Below are 18,579 nucleotides of genomic sequence, written 5' to 3'. Positions count from 1 at the left end.
GGATTTGTCGGTGCGCGTACACATAAGAGATGCAAGGAAGAAATTTGGCGGGGGCGGCGGCCATCTCGCGCTGGCCGACATATCGCTGGTGGCGGAGCACGGCGAATTGCTGGTCCTGCTTGGCCCTTCCGGTTCGGGCAAGACCACTCTCCTGCGCTCTATTGCGGGGCTGGAATCGCTCGACAGCGGCGACATTCTCTTTGACGACAAGCGCGTGAATGACGCCGAACCGGCGCATCGCAGCGTCGGAATGGTGTTTCAGGACTATGCGCTCTATCCGCACCTGAGCGTGCACGACAACATCGCCTACAACATGCGAATCCGCAAAATCCCGCGCGCGGAGATCGAGAAGCGCGTGCGCGCCGCTGCCGCCATGCTCGGCATCGAGCCTTACCTTGACCGAAAGCCCGCAGCACTCTCCGGCGGCCAGCGCCAGCGCGTCGCCGTGGCGCGGGCCATAACGCGTGATGCGCATGTGCTGCTGATGGACGAGCCGCTGAGCAATCTCGATGCCCAGATTCGCGAGCATGTGCGGGTCGAACTGCGCGAATTGCAGCAGCGTCTGGGCGTGACGACGATCTATGTGACCCACGATCAGGTCGAAGCGATGGTGATGGCCGACCGGATCGCGGTGATGAATGAGGGGCGCGTCGAACAGCTTGGCGAGCCGGAGGAAATCTATGACCGTCCCGCAACGCTGTTTTGTGCACGGTTCGTGGGTTCTCCGAAAATCAACGAGTTCGGCGGCGACCTCATCCAGCAGGATGCGGTCACGAGGTTCCGGTTCGGCGGCGCAGGCACCACGATCGAGGTGAAGGGCGCGGACCTGAAGCAGGACGGCAGCAGGAAGGTCGTCTTTGCCTTCCGCGCCGAGGATGTCGATTTTGTCCCGGACGGGATCGAATGCGGCGTTTCCCTGATCGAGAACCGGGGCGCCGAAAAATTCGTGGTGGCGACCTTGGACCCCGCGCTCAAGGGCGCGCAAATATCGGCGGACATCCGCGTGCGGATTGCGGAGCGCGACGTCAAGGGTCCGATCCGTTTCCTGCCGCGCACCGCCCACCTGTTCGACGCCTCAAGTGGAGCGCGCATCGCCACGGTGCAGTGCGGCCGGGTGGTTGCGTCTGGAGAAGGCAAGCGCGCCGCGACGGTTGAACGGCCGATTGCACGTCGAACATCGAAGCATTGATCCGAACAAGAGGGGTTTCCAGTGGCCAAGAGTCTGTCTGCGGTTGAACGTTCGAACCGGGATCGCCGTCTGGCGGTGGCTCTGAAGCGCGAGCCTGCGGACAAGGTGCTGTCCGACGTGAAGGTGCTCGACGTTCACGGCGGAACCTTTTTCGAGGGCGGCATCGCCATCGTAGGCAATCGCATCGCCTTCGTGGGCGATGTGGACGACCTCATCGGGCCGGATACGCAGGTGATCGACGGAAAAGGCCGCATCGCCATCCCGGGGCTGATCGACGGGCACATCCACACCTATGAAAGCCATCTGCCGATCAGCGAGGTGGCGCGCGGCTTCTTTCGCCACGGGGTGACGAGCATCATCACGGATTTCTACGGCGAGGCCGTGGTGCGTGGCATGGACGCCATCCGCGCCTCGCTGCGGGAGGCGGAGCCGACCGGCCTGAATACGGTGTTCGTCCTGCCCATGCCCGCGCTCTATCAGGATGAACCTTTCGTCCACACCGGCACCATCGACCTCGCGGCGATGGAGGAAATGGCCGCGTGGGACGAATGCCACGGCCTGAACGAGTGTTTCGTGAAGTTCCTGACCGGAGGCGAGCCGCGCATGGTGCGCCTCGTCGACGCGGTGCAGTCGCATGGCGGCAAGGTGTGCGGCCACGGATCGGAGGCGAGCGAAAACGAGGTGCAGGCGTGGGGCGGCTGGGTGCGCAGGCTCGACGACCACGAAGCCATTTCGGGAGAGGAGGCGCTGTCGCGTATCCGCGCCGGAATCCATGTGATCGCCCGCGAAGGGTCCGGCGTCTCCGATGTGAGGAACATTCTGAGCTATCTGGTGGAAAAGAACGCCGATCTTCGCCGCGTGTCTTTCTGCACCGACATACTCTCTCCGGTAGACCTGCTGTCCAGAGGCAGCATCGACTATTGCGTGCGCATTGCGATGGAGGAGGGGGTTTCGCCCGTCGCCGCCATACAGATGGCGACGATCAATTCCGCCGAATGCCACCAGATCGACGACGATGTCGGGGCGCTGGCTCCCGGTCGCCGCGCAGACATCATATTGCTGGACGGACCGATTGAACAATTCCACATCGGCACGGTGATCGCCGCCGGCGAAATCGTGGCCAAGGAGGGCCGTGACATCAAGGACCGCGCCGCCGTCAAGCGACCGGACTTCGCCTACAACACCGTCTCCATCGGTGCCATCAGCAGCGAGAGCTTCTCCGTCAAGGTCCCTTCGGGGACCAACGGCGTGCTGGTGCGGGTCATCGGCGTCGGCGACGGCACGATTGTGACGCGGTCGCTGGAAAGGCGGCTGCCTGTGAAGGATGGCCTCGCGCAGCCGCTGCTGGAGGGCGGGATCAACCTGGTCGCCGCAATCGACCGGCATGCGGGTGACCCCGGCAAGCTGGGCGTCGGGTTTGTCGAAGGCTTCAACCTGATAAGGGGCGCGATGGCCTCCACCTACAATCCCCACTACCAGCATCTGCTGGTCGTTGGCGCCAATGCGGAGGACATGGCGGTCGCCGCCCGGGCCTGCGCCGAGCAGGGCGGCGGCTTTGTGGTCGTGGACGATGGAAAGGTGACGGCGCGCGTGCCGCTGCCGCTCTATGGCCTCTTGTCCGAAGAGTCCATCGATACGCTGGGCGAGCAGATCGCGGCGGCGTTCGCGGCCCTGCGCGAGCTTGGCTGTCCGCTGGAAACGCCCTTCCACACGCTGGCCTTCACCGGGCTTCCGATATCCATCGGGCGTCTCAAGATCAACTCGCGCGGGCTGGTCGATGTGTGGCGGGGCGAAACCGTTCCCGTGCTTATCGACGAGAGCGGGGGCGCTCGGTCGTAGCATCCGATGATGGACTTTGGCGGAGTTGCGGTCGAATATGATGTGCCCGTCCCGATGCGGGACGGCACCATATTGCGCGCCGACATCTACAGTCCTTCCGACCGCGAGGGACTGCCCGTGCTGTTGCAGCGGACGCCCTACAACAAACGCTTCGCGCAGAGCGGGGTCTACCTGCATCCGGCGTGGTATGCCCGCCGGGGATATATCGTCGCCGTTCAGGACGTGCGTGGCCGCTTTGCATCCGACGGCGTGTTCGAACCCTACCGTCACGAGGCGAGCGATGGAGCCGACACCGTTGTCTGGGCATCCGGCCTCGGAGGCGGGTCCCGCGTCGCCATGTATGGCTTCTCCTATGCCGGAATGTGCCAGCTTGCCGCCGCGTCGGAGCGCCCGCCCGGGCTCGCAGCGCTGGCGGTGGCGATGGCCGGGTCGGACTTCTACGAAGGCTGGACCTATCGCGGCGGCGCATTCCAGCTTGCCTTCGTGCTGTCCTGGGTGCTGCAGGCGCTGGCCCCGGCGGACGCGATGAAGGCAGGCGATGCGGCCCGCGCGCGCAGGCTCCAGCAACTGGCCTCCACCTTGCCGCATGGCTATGGCCGGCCGCTGAAGGACTGGCTCGCGGAGGAGGATCTGCCCTCCTACCTGCGCGACTGGATAGCCAATGACGAACCGACCGCCTATTGGCGCGAACTGGCGCCGTGGCTGGGAAAGGTCCCGGACGTTCCCTGCCTGCACATCGGCGGCTGGTACGATGTCTTTATCGGCGGCACGATAGAGAACTATGTCAGGGCGGCCACGCATTCCGCTGCGTCGGCGGACCAGTCACTTCTTGTCGGGCCGTGGCAGCACGTTCCGTGGGCGAGCTTCAACGGCTCGGTCTTTCACGGACCCGCCGGGGACAATATCGTCAACAGGCTCCAGTGCGACTGGTTCGACCGCTTCCTGCGGGACAGCGCTCCGGCCGAGCCGCTGCCGAAGGTGCGCTATTTCCGCATGGGCAGGAACGACTGGCTGGAGGACGAGAGCTGGCCTCCGAAACAAGCCGCGATGCGCGAGCTTTTCCTGCATTCGGACGGGGCCGCAAATTCGGTGTCCGGCGACGGGCGGCTGACGCCTGCCGAGCCGTCCCGTGAGCCGCCCGACCTCTTCGTCTACGACCCTTCCGAACCTGTCCCGAGCCTTGGCGGCAAGTCATGCTGCCGCGCCGATGTCGCGCCGGTCGGGGCATTCGACCAACGCGAGATCGAAACGCGCAACGATGTGCTGGTCTATTCGTCCGATCCACTTGAGGAAGATCTGGACCTGGCCGGTCCGGTCGAACTGGTGCTGTTTGCCGCAAGCGACGCGGCGGAGACCGACTGGACCGCCAAGCTGGTCGATGTGCAGCCGAATGGCCGCGCGATCAACATCTGCGACGGCATTGTGCGGGCGCGCGCCGCCGCCGAGCCGGGCGAATATGTCATCGACCTCGGCTCCACCGCAAATTGCTTCCGCAAGGGCCACCGCGTCCGGCTGGAGGTCTCAAGCTCGAATTTCCCCGCCTACGATGCCAACGACAACACCGGCCTACCCCTGGCGGAGCGCAATCGCCTGACGGGCCGCCTCGCCACGCAGGCCATCTATCACGACGCAGATCGACCCTCGCGCCTCAGGTTTTCGGTGGGGCGGGGAGCCTGAACATCCGCAATTTTGCAATTCATAACCCTGAAGGATTCAATATGGACAAGCTTATCGTGACCGTAACGTGCGACTCGACGATGTCGTACCCTTCAAATCCGAACAATCCCACGCCCAAGGGATGGGACGCCGTTGCCGACGAATATGTGCGCTCGGTGGCGTCGGGCGCTTCGATCTGCCACCTGCACGGTCCCTATTCGGTGGACGCCAAGATCCAGGCCGACGGCACGAAGCTCTCGGACCTCGACATTCCCGGTTGGCGTCGGCTGCGCGACGGCATCCTTTCGCGCGCCGATGCGGTGATCCAGTACGGCATCGCGAACGGGCGTTTTCCGCAACGCAAGGCCCTGCTGGAGGACCAGCGTCCCGACATGATCTCCACCTGCTTCAACGCCCATGACGAGTGTTTTGACTACGAACCCGGGCGCGAGCCGGTCGAGCTTTACGCAATTCACGACCGCGAGGAACTGCGCGAATATTGCGAGTTGACCAACAAGCTCGGAGTCAAGATCGAAGTGGAAGCCTTCCACTATGGCGGAGTGTGGAACGCCATGCGGATGCGGGAAAAGGGAATCCTCGGCGGCCCGATCTGGGTCACGTTCTTTCTCGGCTGGAAGGGCGGCTGCTGGACCCCGCCGACCGTGCAGGCGATGACCTACATGGCCGATCACTGCCCCGAAGGCTTCGTCTGGAACACCAGCGTCATGGACCCCGTGGAGCAGTGGAAGGTGCTGACCACGGCGATCAGCCTCGGCGGCCATGTCCGCATCGGCATGGAGGACAACCCCTTCATCCGTCCGGGAGAATATGCGCGCTCCAACGCCGAACTGGTTGACAAGATCGTGCGCATCGCGCGCGACATCGGGCGCGAGATCGCAAGCCCGGACGAGGCGCGCGAGGTTCTCCAGATCAAGCGTCGCGCCGCCTAGACCCGCGTGGCCGAGGCGGATGTCATCATCGTCGGGGCAGGGGCGGCGGGCTGCGTGCTTGCCGCCCGGCTCAGCGAGGACCCGCTGCGGCGGGTCGTTCTCATCGAGGCCGGGCAGGACACGCCGCCCGGTGACATACCCGCCGACATTCGCAATGCCTATCCTGTTTCCTATTCCAACCCGGCCTATTTCTGGCCGGGCTTGAGCGCTTCCGCCCGCCGCGCGGAGCAGGCCGCGCCCTTTCTGCAGGCCCGGGTGCTGGGCGGTGGAACGAGCGTCATGGGAATGTGGGCGCTGCGCGGCCAACCGGACGACTACGACGGGTGGCGCGAGGCGGGTGCGATCGGCTGGGGCTGGGACGATGTGCTGCCGAGCTTCCGGCGGCTGGAGCACGATGCCGACTTCGACAATGCGCTGCACGGCACAGACGGGCCGATCCCGGTTCGACGGCATTTTCGCGAGCAATGGCCGGGCTATGCGCAGGCAGCAGCGCATGCCGCCGCGCGCATGGGCCTTTCCTGTCGCGAGGACCTGAACGGAGATTTCGCCGACGGCATGTTTCCCGTTCCGGTCACAACCGAGGGCAATGAGCGCGTTTCGGCGGCAAGCGGCTATCTTACCGCAAGCGTGCGCGCCAGGGCCAACCTTGCTGTGCGCACGGACCAGACGGTGACGCGCATCCAGTTCGACGGCAAGCGGGCCTGCGGCGTCGAAATCCGCCATCACGATGGCCGGCTGGAAGCGATAGGGGGCAGGGAGGTAATCGTCGCCTGTGGCGCGATCCATTCGCCCGCACTTCTGCTGCGGTCGGGCATCGGGCCTGCTTCCAAGCTGCGCGCTCATGGCATCGCGCCGCTCGCGGACCTGCCTGTCGGGCGCAACCTGCAGAACCATTGCGTCCTGAACCTCGCCATGCCGCTTGTCAGGAGCGCGCGGCAATCCGCTCGGCTCAACACCTACGGGCTGGCCTGCGCCCGCGTCTCTTCGAACCTCGCGGGCGGCAGCCCGGGTGACCTGCTCCTCCAGTTCATTGCCAGGACAAGTCCGAACGCGCACGGCAACCGCCTGGGCATTCTGGGTGCGGCACTTTATGCGCCGCAATCGCGCGGCGTCGTCAGCCTGCGCTCCGCCGATCCGCTGGCCGCGCCCGTGGTCGACTTCAACCTGCTTGGCCATGGTTCGGACGTGGCGCGCATGTCGAAGGCCGCGCTTCTCTCACTCGAACTCCTGTCCAGTCCCGAAATGCGCCAGGTTCGCGGGCCTGTCTTTGCGGTCGAGCCCGGTTCGCTGGTGCGCAGGCTCAACCGCCCGGCACCGCTCTATCGCCTGATGTCGGCGCTTCTTGCCGCCGCGCTCGATGCGCCCGCACCCGTGAGGAACGCCGTGCTGCGCCGGGCAGGCACCTTGCTCAGCGAACCCTTCGATATCGGACCCAAGGAATTGCTGCGCTATGTCACGCCGATCTTCCATCCGGCGGGAACGTGCCGTATGGGTGCTGCCGATGCGGACGAAGCGGTGGTCGATCCGCATTGCAGGGTGCGCAAGGTCGAAGGACTTTGCGTCGTCGACGCCTCCATCATGCCGATCATACCGGCGGCGAACACATGCCTCCCGACACTGATGGTGGCCGAGCATTTCGCGGCAATGAGAAAATCCCGCTCATAGCGGGTTGGTCATTTCTGTTCCGTGGCGGCGGGAAATTTCCAGCTTCCATCGAGAATCTGCGGCTCGGGGCGATAGAGACGGACCATGTAGTTCCAATCCGGGGGCGTCGGCAGGCAATTTGCGATCTTGCCGTCGCAGCCGCCGAACTGGATGGTGATCGCACCGTCCGCATCCTTCTGCGCCGTAACATTGTTCAGCGAATAGGCATTCAGGGGATTGGCCTCGAAGAAGCCTTCCTTGTTGTAGACGGTCACCGACCAGAACGACTGCACGGGCACGTCGCGCGCGGTGAGTTTGTAGATCGTCTTTCCGTCATTCTTTTGCGGTGTGAGGTTGAGATAGAGCGCATCCTTGTCCGGGTTTCCGCCCCATGCATTGGCGGTGCCGATCAGGTGGCGAACCGGATCGACCTCCTGACGCGAGCCGAACATATGCGCCGTGTCCGGCAGCAGCGCCGCGAGGTCGAGCAGCGCCTGCCGCGTGCGGTCCTGGCTGGCCTTGTCCCATTGCGGAATCTCGAAGCGCCCGGGCGCGGCCTGCTCGACGCCAATCGCATCCTGCAATGCGTGAACACGATCCATATCGGCGGCATCGTTCGGGTTGGCGAACAGACGGAAGGCAGTCACGACATAGCGCGTGCCGATCTCTTCGCGCGTCAGTGTGTACTTGCCCGGCTCGTAGTGAACGCCATGCGTGAAATGGTCCTCGTCGATGACCTGGAGCGAAATGAAGCGGCCGTCAGAGTCAGGAAGGGTGATCGTCACCGGTCCGGCGTCGAGGTCGAAGAGGGCGGACGAATAGAGTGTGTCGCGGTTCAGCCGGATGACGGTCTGTTTGTCGAGGGGCGCCATCTCGCGATTGTGGTCCAACTTCGCGAAGGCTCCGTTGGCGACCACACCCGCGAAATAGGCGTCGCTTTCGGCGCGCACGAAATTGTCGGTGTTGACGAGGATCGGTTCGGCGCTTGCAGTCAGTGAGCCGAGACATGTCCCGAAAGCCAGCGCGGCTCCCCAAAGCATTCTTTGCAGCATTGGACTTTCCCTTTCCGGAATTTGGAGCGGGCGCTGCCCGCCGATGTGCAAAAAATCGACGATCCGAGATGACGTCCGGCCTTACTCAACTCGCTCCATGGGAGGCGCCTTCCAGCGCCCGTCGAGCGCTTCCGGCTTCGGCCAGTAGAGCCTCATGGTCGCCCAGAACGGTCCGTTCGGAATGGGCAGCCAGTTCGACTCCGGTTCCCGCGCGGGCGCGTCGTGGCTCAGATAAAGGGTGATCCCGCCGTCGGCATCCCGCTTGAGGCTCGACAGCATGGACGAATTGATCAGGTAGCGGTCGATGGAATTGGCATAGAGCAGACTTGAGGGAAGCTCATAGACCGTCAGCGACCAGAAGGAATTGACGGGGGGAAGCCGGCCCGCTGGAAAAACCAGCCGGTAGTTATTGGTGCCGTTCAACAATTCGCTGTTCTGGTCGGTGTAGTAGGCCGGATAGAGGGCTTCTTCCTTTGAATTGCCGTAGATGCCGAACGCGGCGGCGGCCATGCGACCCATATAGTCGTTTTTCATGAATTCGCGCGTGCCGAAGCCTTCAGCGGAAGTCCGCTTGCCGGTGTCCATCTGCGTGCGCTTGAATTCGGCAAAGTCCGCCCATGCGTCGGCCATCCCGTCCTCGACGGCCTTTTGCGTTTCAGGAGGCAGCGCCTCGAAATCGAACTCGCCTCCGGGTCCTATGCCGAGTTTCGCAAAGCGCGCCATCACTTCGGTTTCGGAGGGGTGTGTCGGGCAGAACTGGAGAACAAAGTTCAGCACGTTGAAAAATTGTGGCGACGTGCGTTGCTGTTCGGGCGACAGCGGCTTGATGAATTCAACGGGCGCAGGTGCGGGAGGAGCGGGCTGCCCGAGGTATTGCGACAATGGCTGCACCTTGTAGCCGGCCTGCACCTTTTTGACGTTGTCTATGTCGGCGGCGGAGAAAAGCTGTGTCCTGTACAGCACGAAATCGAAATCTGTCTCGGACCGGATGACCGCCTTGATCCCCTTCGGCGTTTGCCCTTGCCAGCGCGGCCCGACCAGCAGGAAATCACCTGCCTCGTTGCCGGTCGCGCGGCTGCCGACATAGGCGAAGTTGAACGTATACATGTCTACGAACTGGAGAGAATAGTAGCGGGTCGCTTCGATTTCCGGAACGCTGATCACCAGCGGCTCGGCGCGCAGGTCGGCCCCCAATTGCGAATAGGGCGTATCCGAGTTCGGAGTCTGGATGGCCTTGTCATCGGGCGTGAACACGCGCGCAACATTGTTGATCGTATTCCAGGGGGCCTTGTAGTCGGGATTGGCCGGATCGACGAAGTAGGAATACTGCACGCGATAGTTGTCGACGAGTGGAAAGCCGTAGATGGTCGCCTCCCGGGCGATTGCGCGTGCCTCGGCCGGGGAGAGCTGTTGGGCAGCCGCCATCTGCGCAGCCGCAAGCAGTATCATCGTTGCAACAACCATCCTCATCGTCGTAACTCTCTCCTCCGTATCAGCTTGAATCTACATGAACCGGCCACACACATTGCCCGGATCCGGACAGTCTGGAGAATCGAAGTTGAACTTGTCGCGAGAACAGGCGGAGCGGGTCATGCGCGAGGGCGCATGGCTGGCGCATATGACGCCCTCCTTCCGCGACGAGTTCCTGCGCCGCGCGCACCTGCTGCGCTATGCTCCCGACCAGATCATTTACCGGTATGGCGATATTGGCGGCGGCATGTACGGCTTGGTGTCAGGCTGCATCACCGTCAACACCGCGCCGCCGGATTCATCTCCGCGCCCGGTCCATATCGGTACGCCGGGTGGATGGACCGGGGAAGGCCCCTTCCTGACAGGGCAGCCGCGCAGGGCCGAACTGCGCGCGCTGGGCTGTGCCTGGATGATGTATGTCCCGCTCGATGCGCTGAAGCAGATGGCCGCGCATGACCCTGAGGTCACACGCGCCATCGGGATCAACACCGTTTACACCGTGGACGTGCTCATTCGCATCGTGCACGATTTGCAGAAGCGCGACGTGGGCCGGCGCATTGCGTCCGTGCTGCAACGCGCGGGGCAATATGGCGATGTCCCGATCCTGCTGTCACAGGCCGAACTGGGCGTGATGGCGAATGCGTCCCGCCAGCAGGTCAATTCCGCGATGCAACGCTTCGCCTCGCTCGGCTGGATAAGATATACCTATCGATCCGTGACGGTGCTCAATCCACAGGCGTTGCGGCAATTCTCCGAAAGCGACGACGAAGGCCGGTGAGGCGCGTTCATTTCTGCTGGAAATAGGGCAGGCCGCGCAGCCGGATCATGACAATCGGGAAAGCCATCAGCAAGGCGCCGATCACGAAGGCCGCGATCATTGTCGATGTACCGACGCCTTCCCTTGCCGCGATAAGAAAGGTCGCGATGCCGACCGGGTAGAACAGCACCAGTGCGGTTCCGAGCCCCGGAGAAAAACGCCCGCCGGTCTTTATCACGGGAAAGACGTGGAAGAAGGTGGCGTTGATCAGTATGAGCGCTGCAAATGACAGCGCCACAATCGGCATGGCCGAGGCAAGCTGGGCCTGCACAATGCCGACGACGATGACGATTGAGTTGGTCATGTAGAAATCGGCCCAGTCGACCGGCAGTCCCACCACCGACCTTGCCCAGTCGCGCCAGTTGAAGAAAAACTCTTCCATCATGTGCAGCCCATAGGCTGCCACCGCCAACCAAGCAATCTGCGTCAATGTCATCGCTTCTGCCTGCTCGCTTGTACTCAGGCAAGGTGCAGCTTCTTCCGGGCTTTGTCCAGCGGGTCGGCCGCTCCCGAACCTGTGGCGGGTGCATCTGAATTGCCATATGATCCCGGTAAAGCGCGGTTGCCGACCGGCTGGAGATCAAGCAACGCAAGAGCGGCCTGCGCGAGGGAGGCGAAGGTGGAGCGGAATTCGCTGATAGAACCGGCTGGACCTGACGATTTTCCTGCCGTCAGAGACTTGAGCAACAGTTTCATCGCCTGGTGCCGGTCGCGCTATGGCGAGAATGCCTGGTTCGTCGATCGCTATTATACGCCTCAGCAATGGGCCGCGCTTCTCGATAGCCTGCCAAGGATACACGCGGCTCCGGCAGGTGAAATCCTCGTCGCCCGACTGAACGGAAAAGTGGTGGGCTGCGTCATGATGCAACGGATCAACGATAGTACCTGCGAGATGAAGCGCATGTTCGTCGGCCCCGAGGGCCGAGGCTCGGGGTTGGGTCGCCGTCTCGCCGAAAACATCGTCCGCCTGGCTGCTGAACGAGGTTACGCCATCATGCGGCTGGACACAGGTCGCAACCACGACGAAGCCCTGAGCCTCTATCGCTCCTTGGGATTCCGGGAGATCGAACCTTACTACGAGGCTCCCGCCGAACTGCGCGACCATCTCGTCTTCATGGAAGCCAATCTGACGCGGTAGCTTCCTTGCGTTCCACGCTTTGGGTTTGGTCGCAAGCGCTGGACTTAGTCTGCCTGTCGGCTCACCTTGGGCGTGTCCCATCATATTGAAATCGGACAAAGGGATCGCAGGAATCAAATGAAGAGAAAGTTGCCGCCTCTCATCGCACTTCGAGCGTTCGAGGTGGTTGGCCGCACGAGCAGCATTCGCGCCGCGGGAGACGAGTTGGGCGTCAGCCACACGGTGATCTCGCGTCACGTGCGCCATCTGGAAGAATATATCGGAACCAATCTCATCGAGCAGAAGGGGCGGGGCATCGCGCTGACTTCTCGCGGAACGCAGTTCCATGCGCGCATCAATGCCGCTTTCGCGGATATTCTCAGGGCAACGGACGAAGTGTCGCCCTTCCACCGGCGCTCCGTGGAAGTGTGGTGCATGCCCGGCATCGGGCTTCACCTGATGCGGTTCCTGCTTGAAGGGCTCGACAAGGATTTCAGCAAGATCGACGTCTCGTTCCGGCCCACGCTGGAAAGGCCCGACCTTTTGCGCGGGGAAGCCGACGCCGAGGTCTTTTATCTCGACCATGCGGAATCGATCGACATGATCCAATACGAGGAACTCGCCTGCCCACGCGTATTTCCCGTGGCAAGTCGTGCGTTTCTTTCGCAGAACCCGGCGCCGCAATCGGTCGCCGACCTGCTTTCCGCCCCGTTGCTCCACGAACAATCGACGCGCTACTGGTCGTCCTGGTTCAGCGCGGCGGGCGTCACCGACCCACCAATCCTTCCCGGTCCGAAGCTGTGGCATGCCAACTTCACGCTGGAGGCGGCGCGGCAGGGCAAGGGCATTGCGCTCGCCAATGATTTCCTGATCCAGCCGTTTCGCGATGAACTGGTCGAATTACTGGAAACCGACGTGCACATCGGCTCCTATTACTTCATTGCAACCAGCGCGCGCAGAGACGATCCCGAGATGAAGGTGCTGGCAAGGTTGCTGCGGCGCGCGTTCGGCTCTGGTGCATAAAACGCACCAGACAACGACTTTTTCGAATTTGTGCGATGCAAAACGGGCCGGTAGCTTTTCTGGATCGAACCGGGTGCTGACCCTGCGTTCGGCCAACAACAACAGCTCCAACGCTGAGGGGAACCTCTATGAACAAGCGCCAGCTCCTTGCGAGCTTCCTATGCCTTTCGGTCATTTCACTGAACTCGTTCGGCCCGGCTGATGCCGGCACGCTCGAGAATATTCAAAAAGGAGAGCCGCTCCGCGTCGGGGTGGGCATCATGGGCCTCAAGCCCTACATCTGGCAGAACGCCGATGGCTCCTATGCCGGTCTCGAATACGACATCCTTCAATATGTCATGAAGGACATCGGCGCTTCGAAGTTCGAATATGTTTCCACTGAGTGGCAGACGCTCATTCCCGGCCTGAAAAGCAACCGCTGGGACATCATCATGTCTGGCCTCGGCTTCAACCAGGAGAGGCTTGGCGCGGGCGGCATCGCCTTCACCCATCCCTACCTGCTCTATGTCGACTATGCCATCGTGCTGAAGGATTCGCCGATCCAGTCCATTGCCGACCTCAAGGGCAAGTCGGTCGCCTCGATTGTCGGGTCGATGGATTCGCTCAACGCCCACAACATGCAGGAAGGCGGCCAGGTCGGCGAAGTTCGCGATTTCAATGGCTGGGGCGAACCCTTCATCGCGCTGCGCAACAAGCAGGTGGATGCGGTCATCATCGACCAGATGACCTATCTCGGCCAGAATGACGAATTGAAGGACCTGCGCCTCGTGGGCGAACCCATGTTCTACCAGGCCAAGCCGGAATGGGCCGATGCGGAAGCCAAGGCGAGCTACAAGCTCGGCGCGGCGGGCATCGTGCTGCGCTCCGACGACAAGGATTTGCAGGAAGCGATCGACGCTTCGATTGCGAAAATGTTTGCCGACGGCACGCATGAGCAGATACTCAAAAAATATGGCGCATGGGATGCCACGCAGGCCAGCCCCACGAAATGACGGTGCCGCAGGAAATGACATACGCCGACACGAGCTTGAGGAACGACCGGGCCACAGAAAGGCCCGGCGGTGACAGAGGAATCATCTCGGAAGAGGATTTCCGCTATCACCGCATGATCAGCATATTCGCCTCGCAGCCCGAACCGCCCTTCGAGAGCGTGTCGGAACAGGAGGCGATATGGGGCCGCAAATGGGGCTGTTCCAACGATGTCGGAAAGCTCCGTGCGGTGCTGATGCATCGTCCGGGCCGCGAACTCGACACGGTGGACGTGTCCAAGACGCTGCCCGAGATCGGCGGCTATGGCGATCCCGACAAGGGCTGGTACTGGCGCGGAGTGCGCGCGCCGGACCTTGCCGCCATGCAGGCGCAGCATGACGCGCTCACGACCTTGCTCGAAGGCGAGGGCGTGACCGTCGTCAGGCTCAAGCGCGTGGCCGATGGTCGGATGAAATCGTGCTACACCCGCGACAGCTGCATCGCGGTCAAAGGCGGCGCGATCGTCACCCGGCTCGGCGCGCGCGTTCGTCGCGGAGAGGAGCGGCCCGTCGCCGAGACGCTCATAGAGAATGGCTGTCCGATCCTGCGCACGCTGAGCGGCAACGCGATCTTTGAGGGCGGCTCGTTTGCCTGGATCGACAGCAGCACAGCGGTCGCCGGGCTTTCCTCGCGCGGCAATGCGGAAGGCATCCGGCAGGTCGAGGAAGTGTTGCGCGCGCAGGGCGTGAAGCTCCTCGTCCTTTCGGTTCCGGGCTATCGCCTGCACATTGACGGTGCGTTCGTGATGGTCGGCGACAGGCTGGCGCTCGTCAATCCGACGCAACTGCCCTACGACTTCATCTGCGAGCTCAAGGACCGCAACATCACCCTCATCGATGTGCATCCTGAAGACTCTACATGGACGATCAACTGCCTGGCCATCGAGCCGGGCAAGGTGGTCATGAGCGAGGGCGTCTCCATGCGCACCATCGACCGGCTGCGCGCCAACGGCATCGAGGTGCTCACGGTGCCCTATGCCGATGTGACCGCCGGCGGCGGCGGCATCCATTGCAGCACCTCGCCGCTCGTGCGGGACGATCTCTGACGGGATGGCGTGGTTCGAGAAAAAACCGGTCGGCCAGGGCATCACGATGATCTGGGAGCCGTTCGTCCGGCTCGGCATCCGCTGCAACATGTGGCACGTGCGCGGCAGCCGGTTCGACCTTCTCTTCGATTCCGGCATGGGGGTGGTTCCTCTCCTGAAGGAACTCGGTGATATGTTCAGGGCTGAGACGCTGTGCGTCGCCAGCCACACCCATTTCGACCATATCGGAGGGCATCACGAGTTCGATCGGCGCGCCGTGCATGAAGCCGAAGCCGATATACTGGCAAGGCCGACGACGCGGCTGACCGGGATCGATCGCTATGTGGACGAGAGCACGTTCCTCTCGCTTCCCTATGAGGGCTTTGACTGGCGCGCATACAGGATCGAACCGGCCCCGGCCTCGTGGCTGCTGAAGGAGGGCGACGAGATCGATATTGGCGACCGATGCTTCGTGGTGATGCATTTGCCCGGCCATTCACCCGGCTGCATTTCGCTCTATGAGCGGGAGACGGGAATCCTGCTTTCCGGCGACGTGGTCTATGACGGAACGCTCTATGACGATCTGGAGGGATCTTCCATCCGGCAATACAGGCAGAGCCTGCGCAGGCTGCGGGACCTTCCCGTCAGCATCGTACATGGCGGTCATCGCGAGAGCTTCGACCAAGCGCGGATGATCGCGATCATCGACGACTATCTGCGGCGGACCGAGACGAATGACCTGATGCAATGAGCGATTTTCTACAGTTCCTTTTCCATGACGCACCGAGCTTCATGCCCGCATTGCTGCGTGGCGCGCTGGTGACGATTGAGCTTTCCTGCATCAGCATCGTCATTTCCGTCGCGCTCGGGCTTGGCGTGGCGCTGGTGCGCACGTCGCGCGTGCCGGTTCTCAGGCAAATTCTGGCGGCATATGTCGAGATCTGGCGCAACGTGCCGCTGATCGTGCAACTGCTCTTCATCTATTTCTCGCTGCCCCAGATGGGCATCACGCTTTCGGCCTTTCAGGCGGCGGTGATCGGCCTCAGCCTCAATCTGGCGGCCTATCTGTCCGAGGTGTTCCGGGCCGCGATCCTGTCCGTGCCCACCTCGCAATGGGAGGCGGGCAAATCCATCGGCATGTCCGGCGCGCAGATCTACAGGCGCATTATCGTTCCGCAGGCGGCGCTCGTCGCTCTGCCCACGGTGGGCGGTTATTTCATTTCGCTCCTGAAGGATTGCGCTCTCGTCTCGTTCATTTCGGTCAATGAACTGCTGCGCGAAGGCACCATCATCATCAACGCCACGTTCCGGTCGATGGAGGTCTACACGCTGATCGCCTTCATCTATTTCTGGATGAGCTTTCTGGCCGCGCGACTGGTGCGCCGGCTCGAACACGCGCTCACGCCGGGATATCTGCGCGACAGGTCGCTGCAATGAAACAACCAATCCTTGTCGCAAAGAAAATCCGGAAGAGCTTTGGGCAAAAACCCGTGCTCAAAGGCGTCGACCTGGAGGTCGAGCCGGGCGAAGTGGTGGCGCTGATCGGGTCCAGCGGAAGCGGCAAGAGCACCTTCCTGCGCTGCCTGAATTTTCTGGAGATGCCGCAATCGGGTTCCATAACCTTCGGCGGTGCGAGCCTGTGCGACGGGGAGGGCGAGAGCTTCCGCATCGCACCGGAGCGGCAATTGCGCGCCGCACGCGCGCAGATGCCGATGGTTTTCCAGCAGTTCAACCTGTTCGGAAACAAGACCGTGCTGCAAAACCTGATCGAGGGACCGCTCGTCGTGCTGCGCCAGAACAGGGAGGAGACGGTTTCGCGCGCGCTCGAAGTGCTGAACCGCTTTGGCCTGAGCGACAAGGAATCGTCCTATCCGGGCGAGCTTTCGGGAGGGCAACAACAGCGCGTGGCCATCGCGCGGGCGGTGATGATGAACCCGCGTCTGATCCTGTTCGACGAGCCGACTTCGGCACTCGACCCCGAACTGGTCGCGGGGGTACTCAACGCGATCCAGACCCTCGCCAATGAGGGCATGACCATGATTATCGTGACCCACGAAATGGGCTTTGCGCGCAAGCTGGCCGACGTGGTGCATTTCATGTCCGACGGGCAGATTGCCGAGTCGGGACCGGCGGAGCAGATCTTCTCCGAACCGCGTACAGAACCGCTGAAGAAATTCCTGCGGACCTATCTCACCGGCTGACGGCGCAAAGCGTTCACGCTGCGCATCCGGCGGCTTCTTCAAGCAAATGCAAAGAGTGAGAAAATTGGTACGCCCAAGGGGAATCGAACCCCTGTTACCGCCGTGAAAGGGCGGTGTCCTAACCGCTAGACGATGGGCGCGCTCAGGTGAAGCGCCTTATAGTCAGGTCACTTCGCCTCGGCAACCCTTCTTGCCTCAGGAAAGTGCAAAAAAAGATGAGCCTGCGCGGCAGGTCGGGCGCACCTCAGCGCCGCCCGCGGCAGCGCCAGTTCCAGTCGCGTTCCGGCCCCACGTCGATATGAACTGCGTTGGTGTGGCAGTAGGTGCCTACGCCGCCGCGACCGGGCATGGAACGCGCAAAGCTCGCCAATTCCACCTTGCTCACGCCCGGCATGATGACATCCGCTGCCGCACAGTACATGTGCTGCGAGTTGCGCGCGCCGCGCACCCGCCGGTTGTAGGTGGGGCTGCGATAGCCGGACGTTATGATCGCGCGCTTGCCGAAGCGGCGCTCGATCGTCTTGAGGACCCTCACGAGAGAAGGCTTGAGGCAGGCGACATCCACGGTCTCGCGCTGCTTCAGGAGCCCGTTCGGAGCAAGCCGGGCCATGCCCGCCGCGCTGGCGACCTCGTATCCGCCGTCGACATCTTCATGCACGTCCACGTCGCTGTCGTCGTCAATGCCCGATTTGCGCTTGATCTCGAAAAGCGCGCTCTGCCGCACGCCTGGCAGCCCGGTGCCTTCGCCGTCGTCGGCAAATGCCACGGCAGAGGCGCGCGCGGGCTTTTCGCTCGGCATTTCAAGCGAGGCAAGCTGGATCTGCCGGCTGCGCTTGTCGGCAGGCGGCGCGGCGTTTTCCAGCACCTGCTTCGGCCCGGGGTTTTCCAGAAACTGCGTCGGGGCAGGGGCGTTCGCTGCAAGGGCTTCCGTCGCATTGGCGGCGGGTTTCGCGGCGGCTGGCTTTGCGGCCTTGCTGTTGGAGAAAAACGCGGAAAGGAAGCTCTTGGGTTTTTCGGCGGGGGCCGCGCTCTCGCCGCTCTCCGCCTTCGTCGCATCTTCAGCGGACGCCGTCTCGGCAGGCTTTGCCTCGGTGGTGGCTTCCTCCGCGCTGTTTTCAGGCTTGGCTGCGTCTGTGGCGGAAGATTCCGCCGCAGTCACGCGGTCCGCCTTCGCGGTGATCGAGGGCACGGTGGCCAATTGCTGCGGAAGCTGCGGATCGGCGGTCGCGCCCTCTGCGGCAGTTGCAGCCTCGGCGTTGGCTGCCGCCTCGGCGGGCGTTGCATCGCCGGTCTGCGGTGCGGTTGCGTTGAAAGCAGCGGAATTTGGTTCAAGCGTTGCGTCGAGGGTCGAGGCACAGGAGCCAACGAAAACGGACGCGAGCAACGCGGCAGCCAATCGGCACAAAGGTCTGGCGCGTGGTCGCGTTGCTCCTTCCAACCAGTATCCCCTTCTTCTTTTCGGAGGACGCAATGTCCCCTTCCAAATCCCCGGCAGCACGCTTCTCAAGCCTGTGCTGCCCTCACTCCACGCCGGACATGCTTTTGTCCGATTCGCTTTTCCCGACCGC

At 62.8% G+C, this 18,579-nt stretch carries 18 protein-coding genes and 1 tRNA gene; 13 read left to right on the top strand and 6 right to left on the bottom strand.

Features of this window, described 5'->3' with window-relative positions; all coding sequences use genetic code 11:
• The first annotated feature begins 10 nt into the window (after positions 1-10).
• The 5 genes from M9924_17375 to M9924_17355 are packed head-to-tail and all read left to right on the top strand — an operon-like array spanning position 11 to position 7,299.
• Entirely contained in the window at positions 11-1,189 is a 1,179-nt protein-coding gene (locus M9924_17375) for an ABC transporter ATP-binding protein (protein ID MCO5066166.1), read from the top strand.
• A gap of 21 nt (positions 1,190-1,210) precedes the next feature.
• Positions 1,211-3,028: an amidohydrolase family protein gene (locus M9924_17370; GenBank protein ID MCO5066165.1), complete on the top strand. Its 1,818-nt coding sequence runs from the start codon at positions 1,211-1,213 to the stop codon at positions 3,026-3,028.
• 9 nt (positions 3,029-3,037) lie between these two features.
• Positions 3,038-4,705, top strand: a complete 1,668-nt coding sequence (locus M9924_17365; GenBank protein ID MCO5066164.1) for a CocE/NonD family hydrolase — start codon at positions 3,038-3,040, stop codon at positions 4,703-4,705.
• Positions 4,706-4,746: 41 nt separating this feature from the next.
• Positions 4,747-5,634, top strand: a complete 888-nt coding sequence (locus M9924_17360; GenBank protein ID MCO5066163.1) for a 3-keto-5-aminohexanoate cleavage protein — start codon at positions 4,747-4,749, stop codon at positions 5,632-5,634.
• Positions 5,635-5,640: 6 nt separating this feature from the next.
• The gene (locus tag M9924_17355; protein ID MCO5066162.1) at positions 5,641-7,299 is read left to right on the top strand and encodes a GMC family oxidoreductase N-terminal domain-containing protein; all 1,659 of its coding nucleotides are present in this window, start codon (positions 5,641-5,643) and stop codon (positions 7,297-7,299) included.
• Positions 7,300-7,307: 8 nt separating this feature from the next.
• Here M9924_17355 and M9924_17350 read toward each other — a convergent pair whose 3' ends face one another.
• Both M9924_17350 and M9924_17345 read right to left on the bottom strand, forming a co-directional pair.
• Positions 7,308-8,330 carry a DUF1214 domain-containing protein gene (locus tag M9924_17350; GenBank protein MCO5066161.1) on the bottom strand — a complete coding sequence of 341 codons (1,023 nt, stop codon included), beginning with the start codon at positions 8,328-8,330 and terminating at the stop codon, positions 7,308-7,310.
• A gap of 81 nt (positions 8,331-8,411) precedes the next feature.
• Entirely contained in the window at positions 8,412-9,794 is a 1,383-nt protein-coding gene (locus tag M9924_17345; protein ID MCO5066160.1) for a DUF1254 domain-containing protein, read from the bottom strand.
• 94 nt (positions 9,795-9,888) lie between these two features.
• Here M9924_17345 and M9924_17340 point away from each other — a divergent pair, with 94 nt between their 5' ends.
• Positions 9,889-10,578 (top strand): Crp/Fnr family transcriptional regulator, encoded by a 690-nt coding sequence (locus M9924_17340; GenBank protein ID MCO5066159.1) that lies wholly within the window; start codon positions 9,889-9,891, stop codon positions 10,576-10,578.
• A 7-nt stretch (positions 10,579-10,585) separates the two neighbouring features.
• Here the strand turns inward: M9924_17340 and M9924_17335 are convergent, their stop codons facing one another.
• Both M9924_17335 and M9924_17330 read right to left on the bottom strand, forming a co-directional pair.
• On the bottom strand, positions 10,586-11,053 hold the full coding sequence (locus M9924_17335; GenBank protein ID MCO5066158.1) for an HXXEE domain-containing protein: 468 nt from the start codon (positions 11,051-11,053) through the stop codon (positions 10,586-10,588).
• A 23-nt stretch (positions 11,054-11,076) separates the two neighbouring features.
• Positions 11,077-11,313 carry a hypothetical protein gene (locus tag M9924_17330; protein ID MCO5066157.1) on the bottom strand — a complete coding sequence of 79 codons (237 nt, stop codon included), beginning with the start codon at positions 11,311-11,313 and terminating at the stop codon, positions 11,077-11,079.
• Here M9924_17330 and M9924_17325 point away from each other — a divergent pair.
• From M9924_17325 to M9924_17295, 7 genes are all read left to right on the top strand, one after another.
• Positions 11,297-11,755 (top strand): GNAT family N-acetyltransferase, encoded by a 459-nt coding sequence (locus M9924_17325; GenBank protein ID MCO5066156.1) that lies wholly within the window; start codon positions 11,297-11,299, stop codon positions 11,753-11,755. The two genes, M9924_17330 and M9924_17325, sit on opposite strands and share 17 nt — an antisense overlap.
• A gap of 117 nt (positions 11,756-11,872) precedes the next feature.
• Complete coding sequence (locus M9924_17320; GenBank protein MCO5066155.1) at positions 11,873-12,757, top strand: LysR family transcriptional regulator; 885 nt, start codon at positions 11,873-11,875, stop codon at positions 12,755-12,757.
• 128 nt (positions 12,758-12,885) lie between these two features.
• Positions 12,886-13,749, top strand: a complete 864-nt coding sequence (locus M9924_17315; protein ID MCO5066154.1) for a transporter substrate-binding domain-containing protein — start codon at positions 12,886-12,888, stop codon at positions 13,747-13,749.
• 14 nt (positions 13,750-13,763) lie between these two features.
• Complete coding sequence (locus tag M9924_17310) at positions 13,764-14,831, top strand: arginine deiminase family protein (protein ID MCO5066153.1); 1,068 nt, start codon at positions 13,764-13,766, stop codon at positions 14,829-14,831.
• Between the two features lie 4 nt (positions 14,832-14,835).
• The gene (locus tag M9924_17305; GenBank protein ID MCO5066152.1) at positions 14,836-15,561 is read left to right on the top strand and encodes an MBL fold metallo-hydrolase; all 726 of its coding nucleotides are present in this window, start codon (positions 14,836-14,838) and stop codon (positions 15,559-15,561) included.
• Positions 15,558-16,247: an amino acid ABC transporter permease gene (locus tag M9924_17300; protein MCO5066151.1), complete on the top strand. Its 690-nt coding sequence runs from the start codon at positions 15,558-15,560 to the stop codon at positions 16,245-16,247. The genes M9924_17305 and M9924_17300 overlap by 4 nt, the downstream gene beginning before the upstream one ends.
• Entirely contained in the window at positions 16,244-17,011 is a 768-nt protein-coding gene (locus tag M9924_17295) for an amino acid ABC transporter ATP-binding protein (GenBank protein ID MCO5066150.1), read from the top strand. Before M9924_17300 ends, M9924_17295 begins: the two co-directional genes overlap by 4 nt.
• A gap of 65 nt (positions 17,012-17,076) precedes the next feature.
• Here the strand turns inward: M9924_17295 and M9924_17290 are convergent.
• Positions 17,077-17,151: transfer RNA gene (locus M9924_17290), tRNA-Glu, on the bottom strand.
• A 104-nt stretch (positions 17,152-17,255) separates the two neighbouring features.
• Entirely contained in the window at positions 17,256-18,395 is a 1,140-nt protein-coding gene (locus tag M9924_17285; GenBank protein ID MCO5066149.1) for a YcbK family protein, read from the bottom strand.
• Positions 18,396-18,579: the final 184 nt, after the last annotated feature.

The organism is Rhizobiaceae bacterium (genome assembly GCA_023953835.1).
Lineage (GTDB): Bacteria > Pseudomonadota > Alphaproteobacteria > Rhizobiales > Rhizobiaceae > Mesorhizobium_G.
This window is presented reverse-complemented; position numbering and strand designations above follow the sequence as displayed.

Bases quoted from the DNA above. Each gene is read 5' to 3' on its own strand.
- M9924_17305 (MCO5066152.1), top strand. From the start codon at position 14,836: ATGGCGTGGTTCGAGAAAAAACCGGTCGGCCAGGGCATCACGATGATC.
- M9924_17345 (MCO5066160.1), bottom strand. From the start codon at position 9,794: ATGGTTGTTGCAACGATGATACTGCTTGCGGCTGCGCAGATGGCGGCT.
- M9924_17335 (MCO5066158.1), bottom strand. From the start codon at position 11,053: ATGACATTGACGCAGATTGCTTGGTTGGCGGTGGCAGCCTATGGGCTG.
- M9924_17360 (MCO5066163.1), top strand. From the start codon at position 4,747: ATGGACAAGCTTATCGTGACCGTAACGTGCGACTCGACGATGTCGTAC.
- M9924_17365 (MCO5066164.1), top strand. From the start codon at position 3,038: ATGGACTTTGGCGGAGTTGCGGTCGAATATGATGTGCCCGTCCCGATG.
- M9924_17350 (MCO5066161.1), bottom strand. From the start codon at position 8,330: ATGCTGCAAAGAATGCTTTGGGGAGCCGCGCTGGCTTTCGGGACATGT.
- M9924_17310 (MCO5066153.1), top strand. From the start codon at position 13,764: ATGACATACGCCGACACGAGCTTGAGGAACGACCGGGCCACAGAAAGG.
- M9924_17320 (MCO5066155.1), top strand. From the start codon at position 11,873: ATGAAGAGAAAGTTGCCGCCTCTCATCGCACTTCGAGCGTTCGAGGTG.
- M9924_17295 (MCO5066150.1), top strand. From the start codon at position 16,244: ATGAAACAACCAATCCTTGTCGCAAAGAAAATCCGGAAGAGCTTTGGG.
- M9924_17300 (MCO5066151.1), top strand. From the start codon at position 15,558: ATGAGCGATTTTCTACAGTTCCTTTTCCATGACGCACCGAGCTTCATG.
- M9924_17330 (MCO5066157.1), bottom strand. From the start codon at position 11,313: ATGAAACTGTTGCTCAAGTCTCTGACGGCAGGAAAATCGTCAGGTCCA.
- M9924_17315 (MCO5066154.1), top strand. From the start codon at position 12,886: ATGAACAAGCGCCAGCTCCTTGCGAGCTTCCTATGCCTTTCGGTCATT.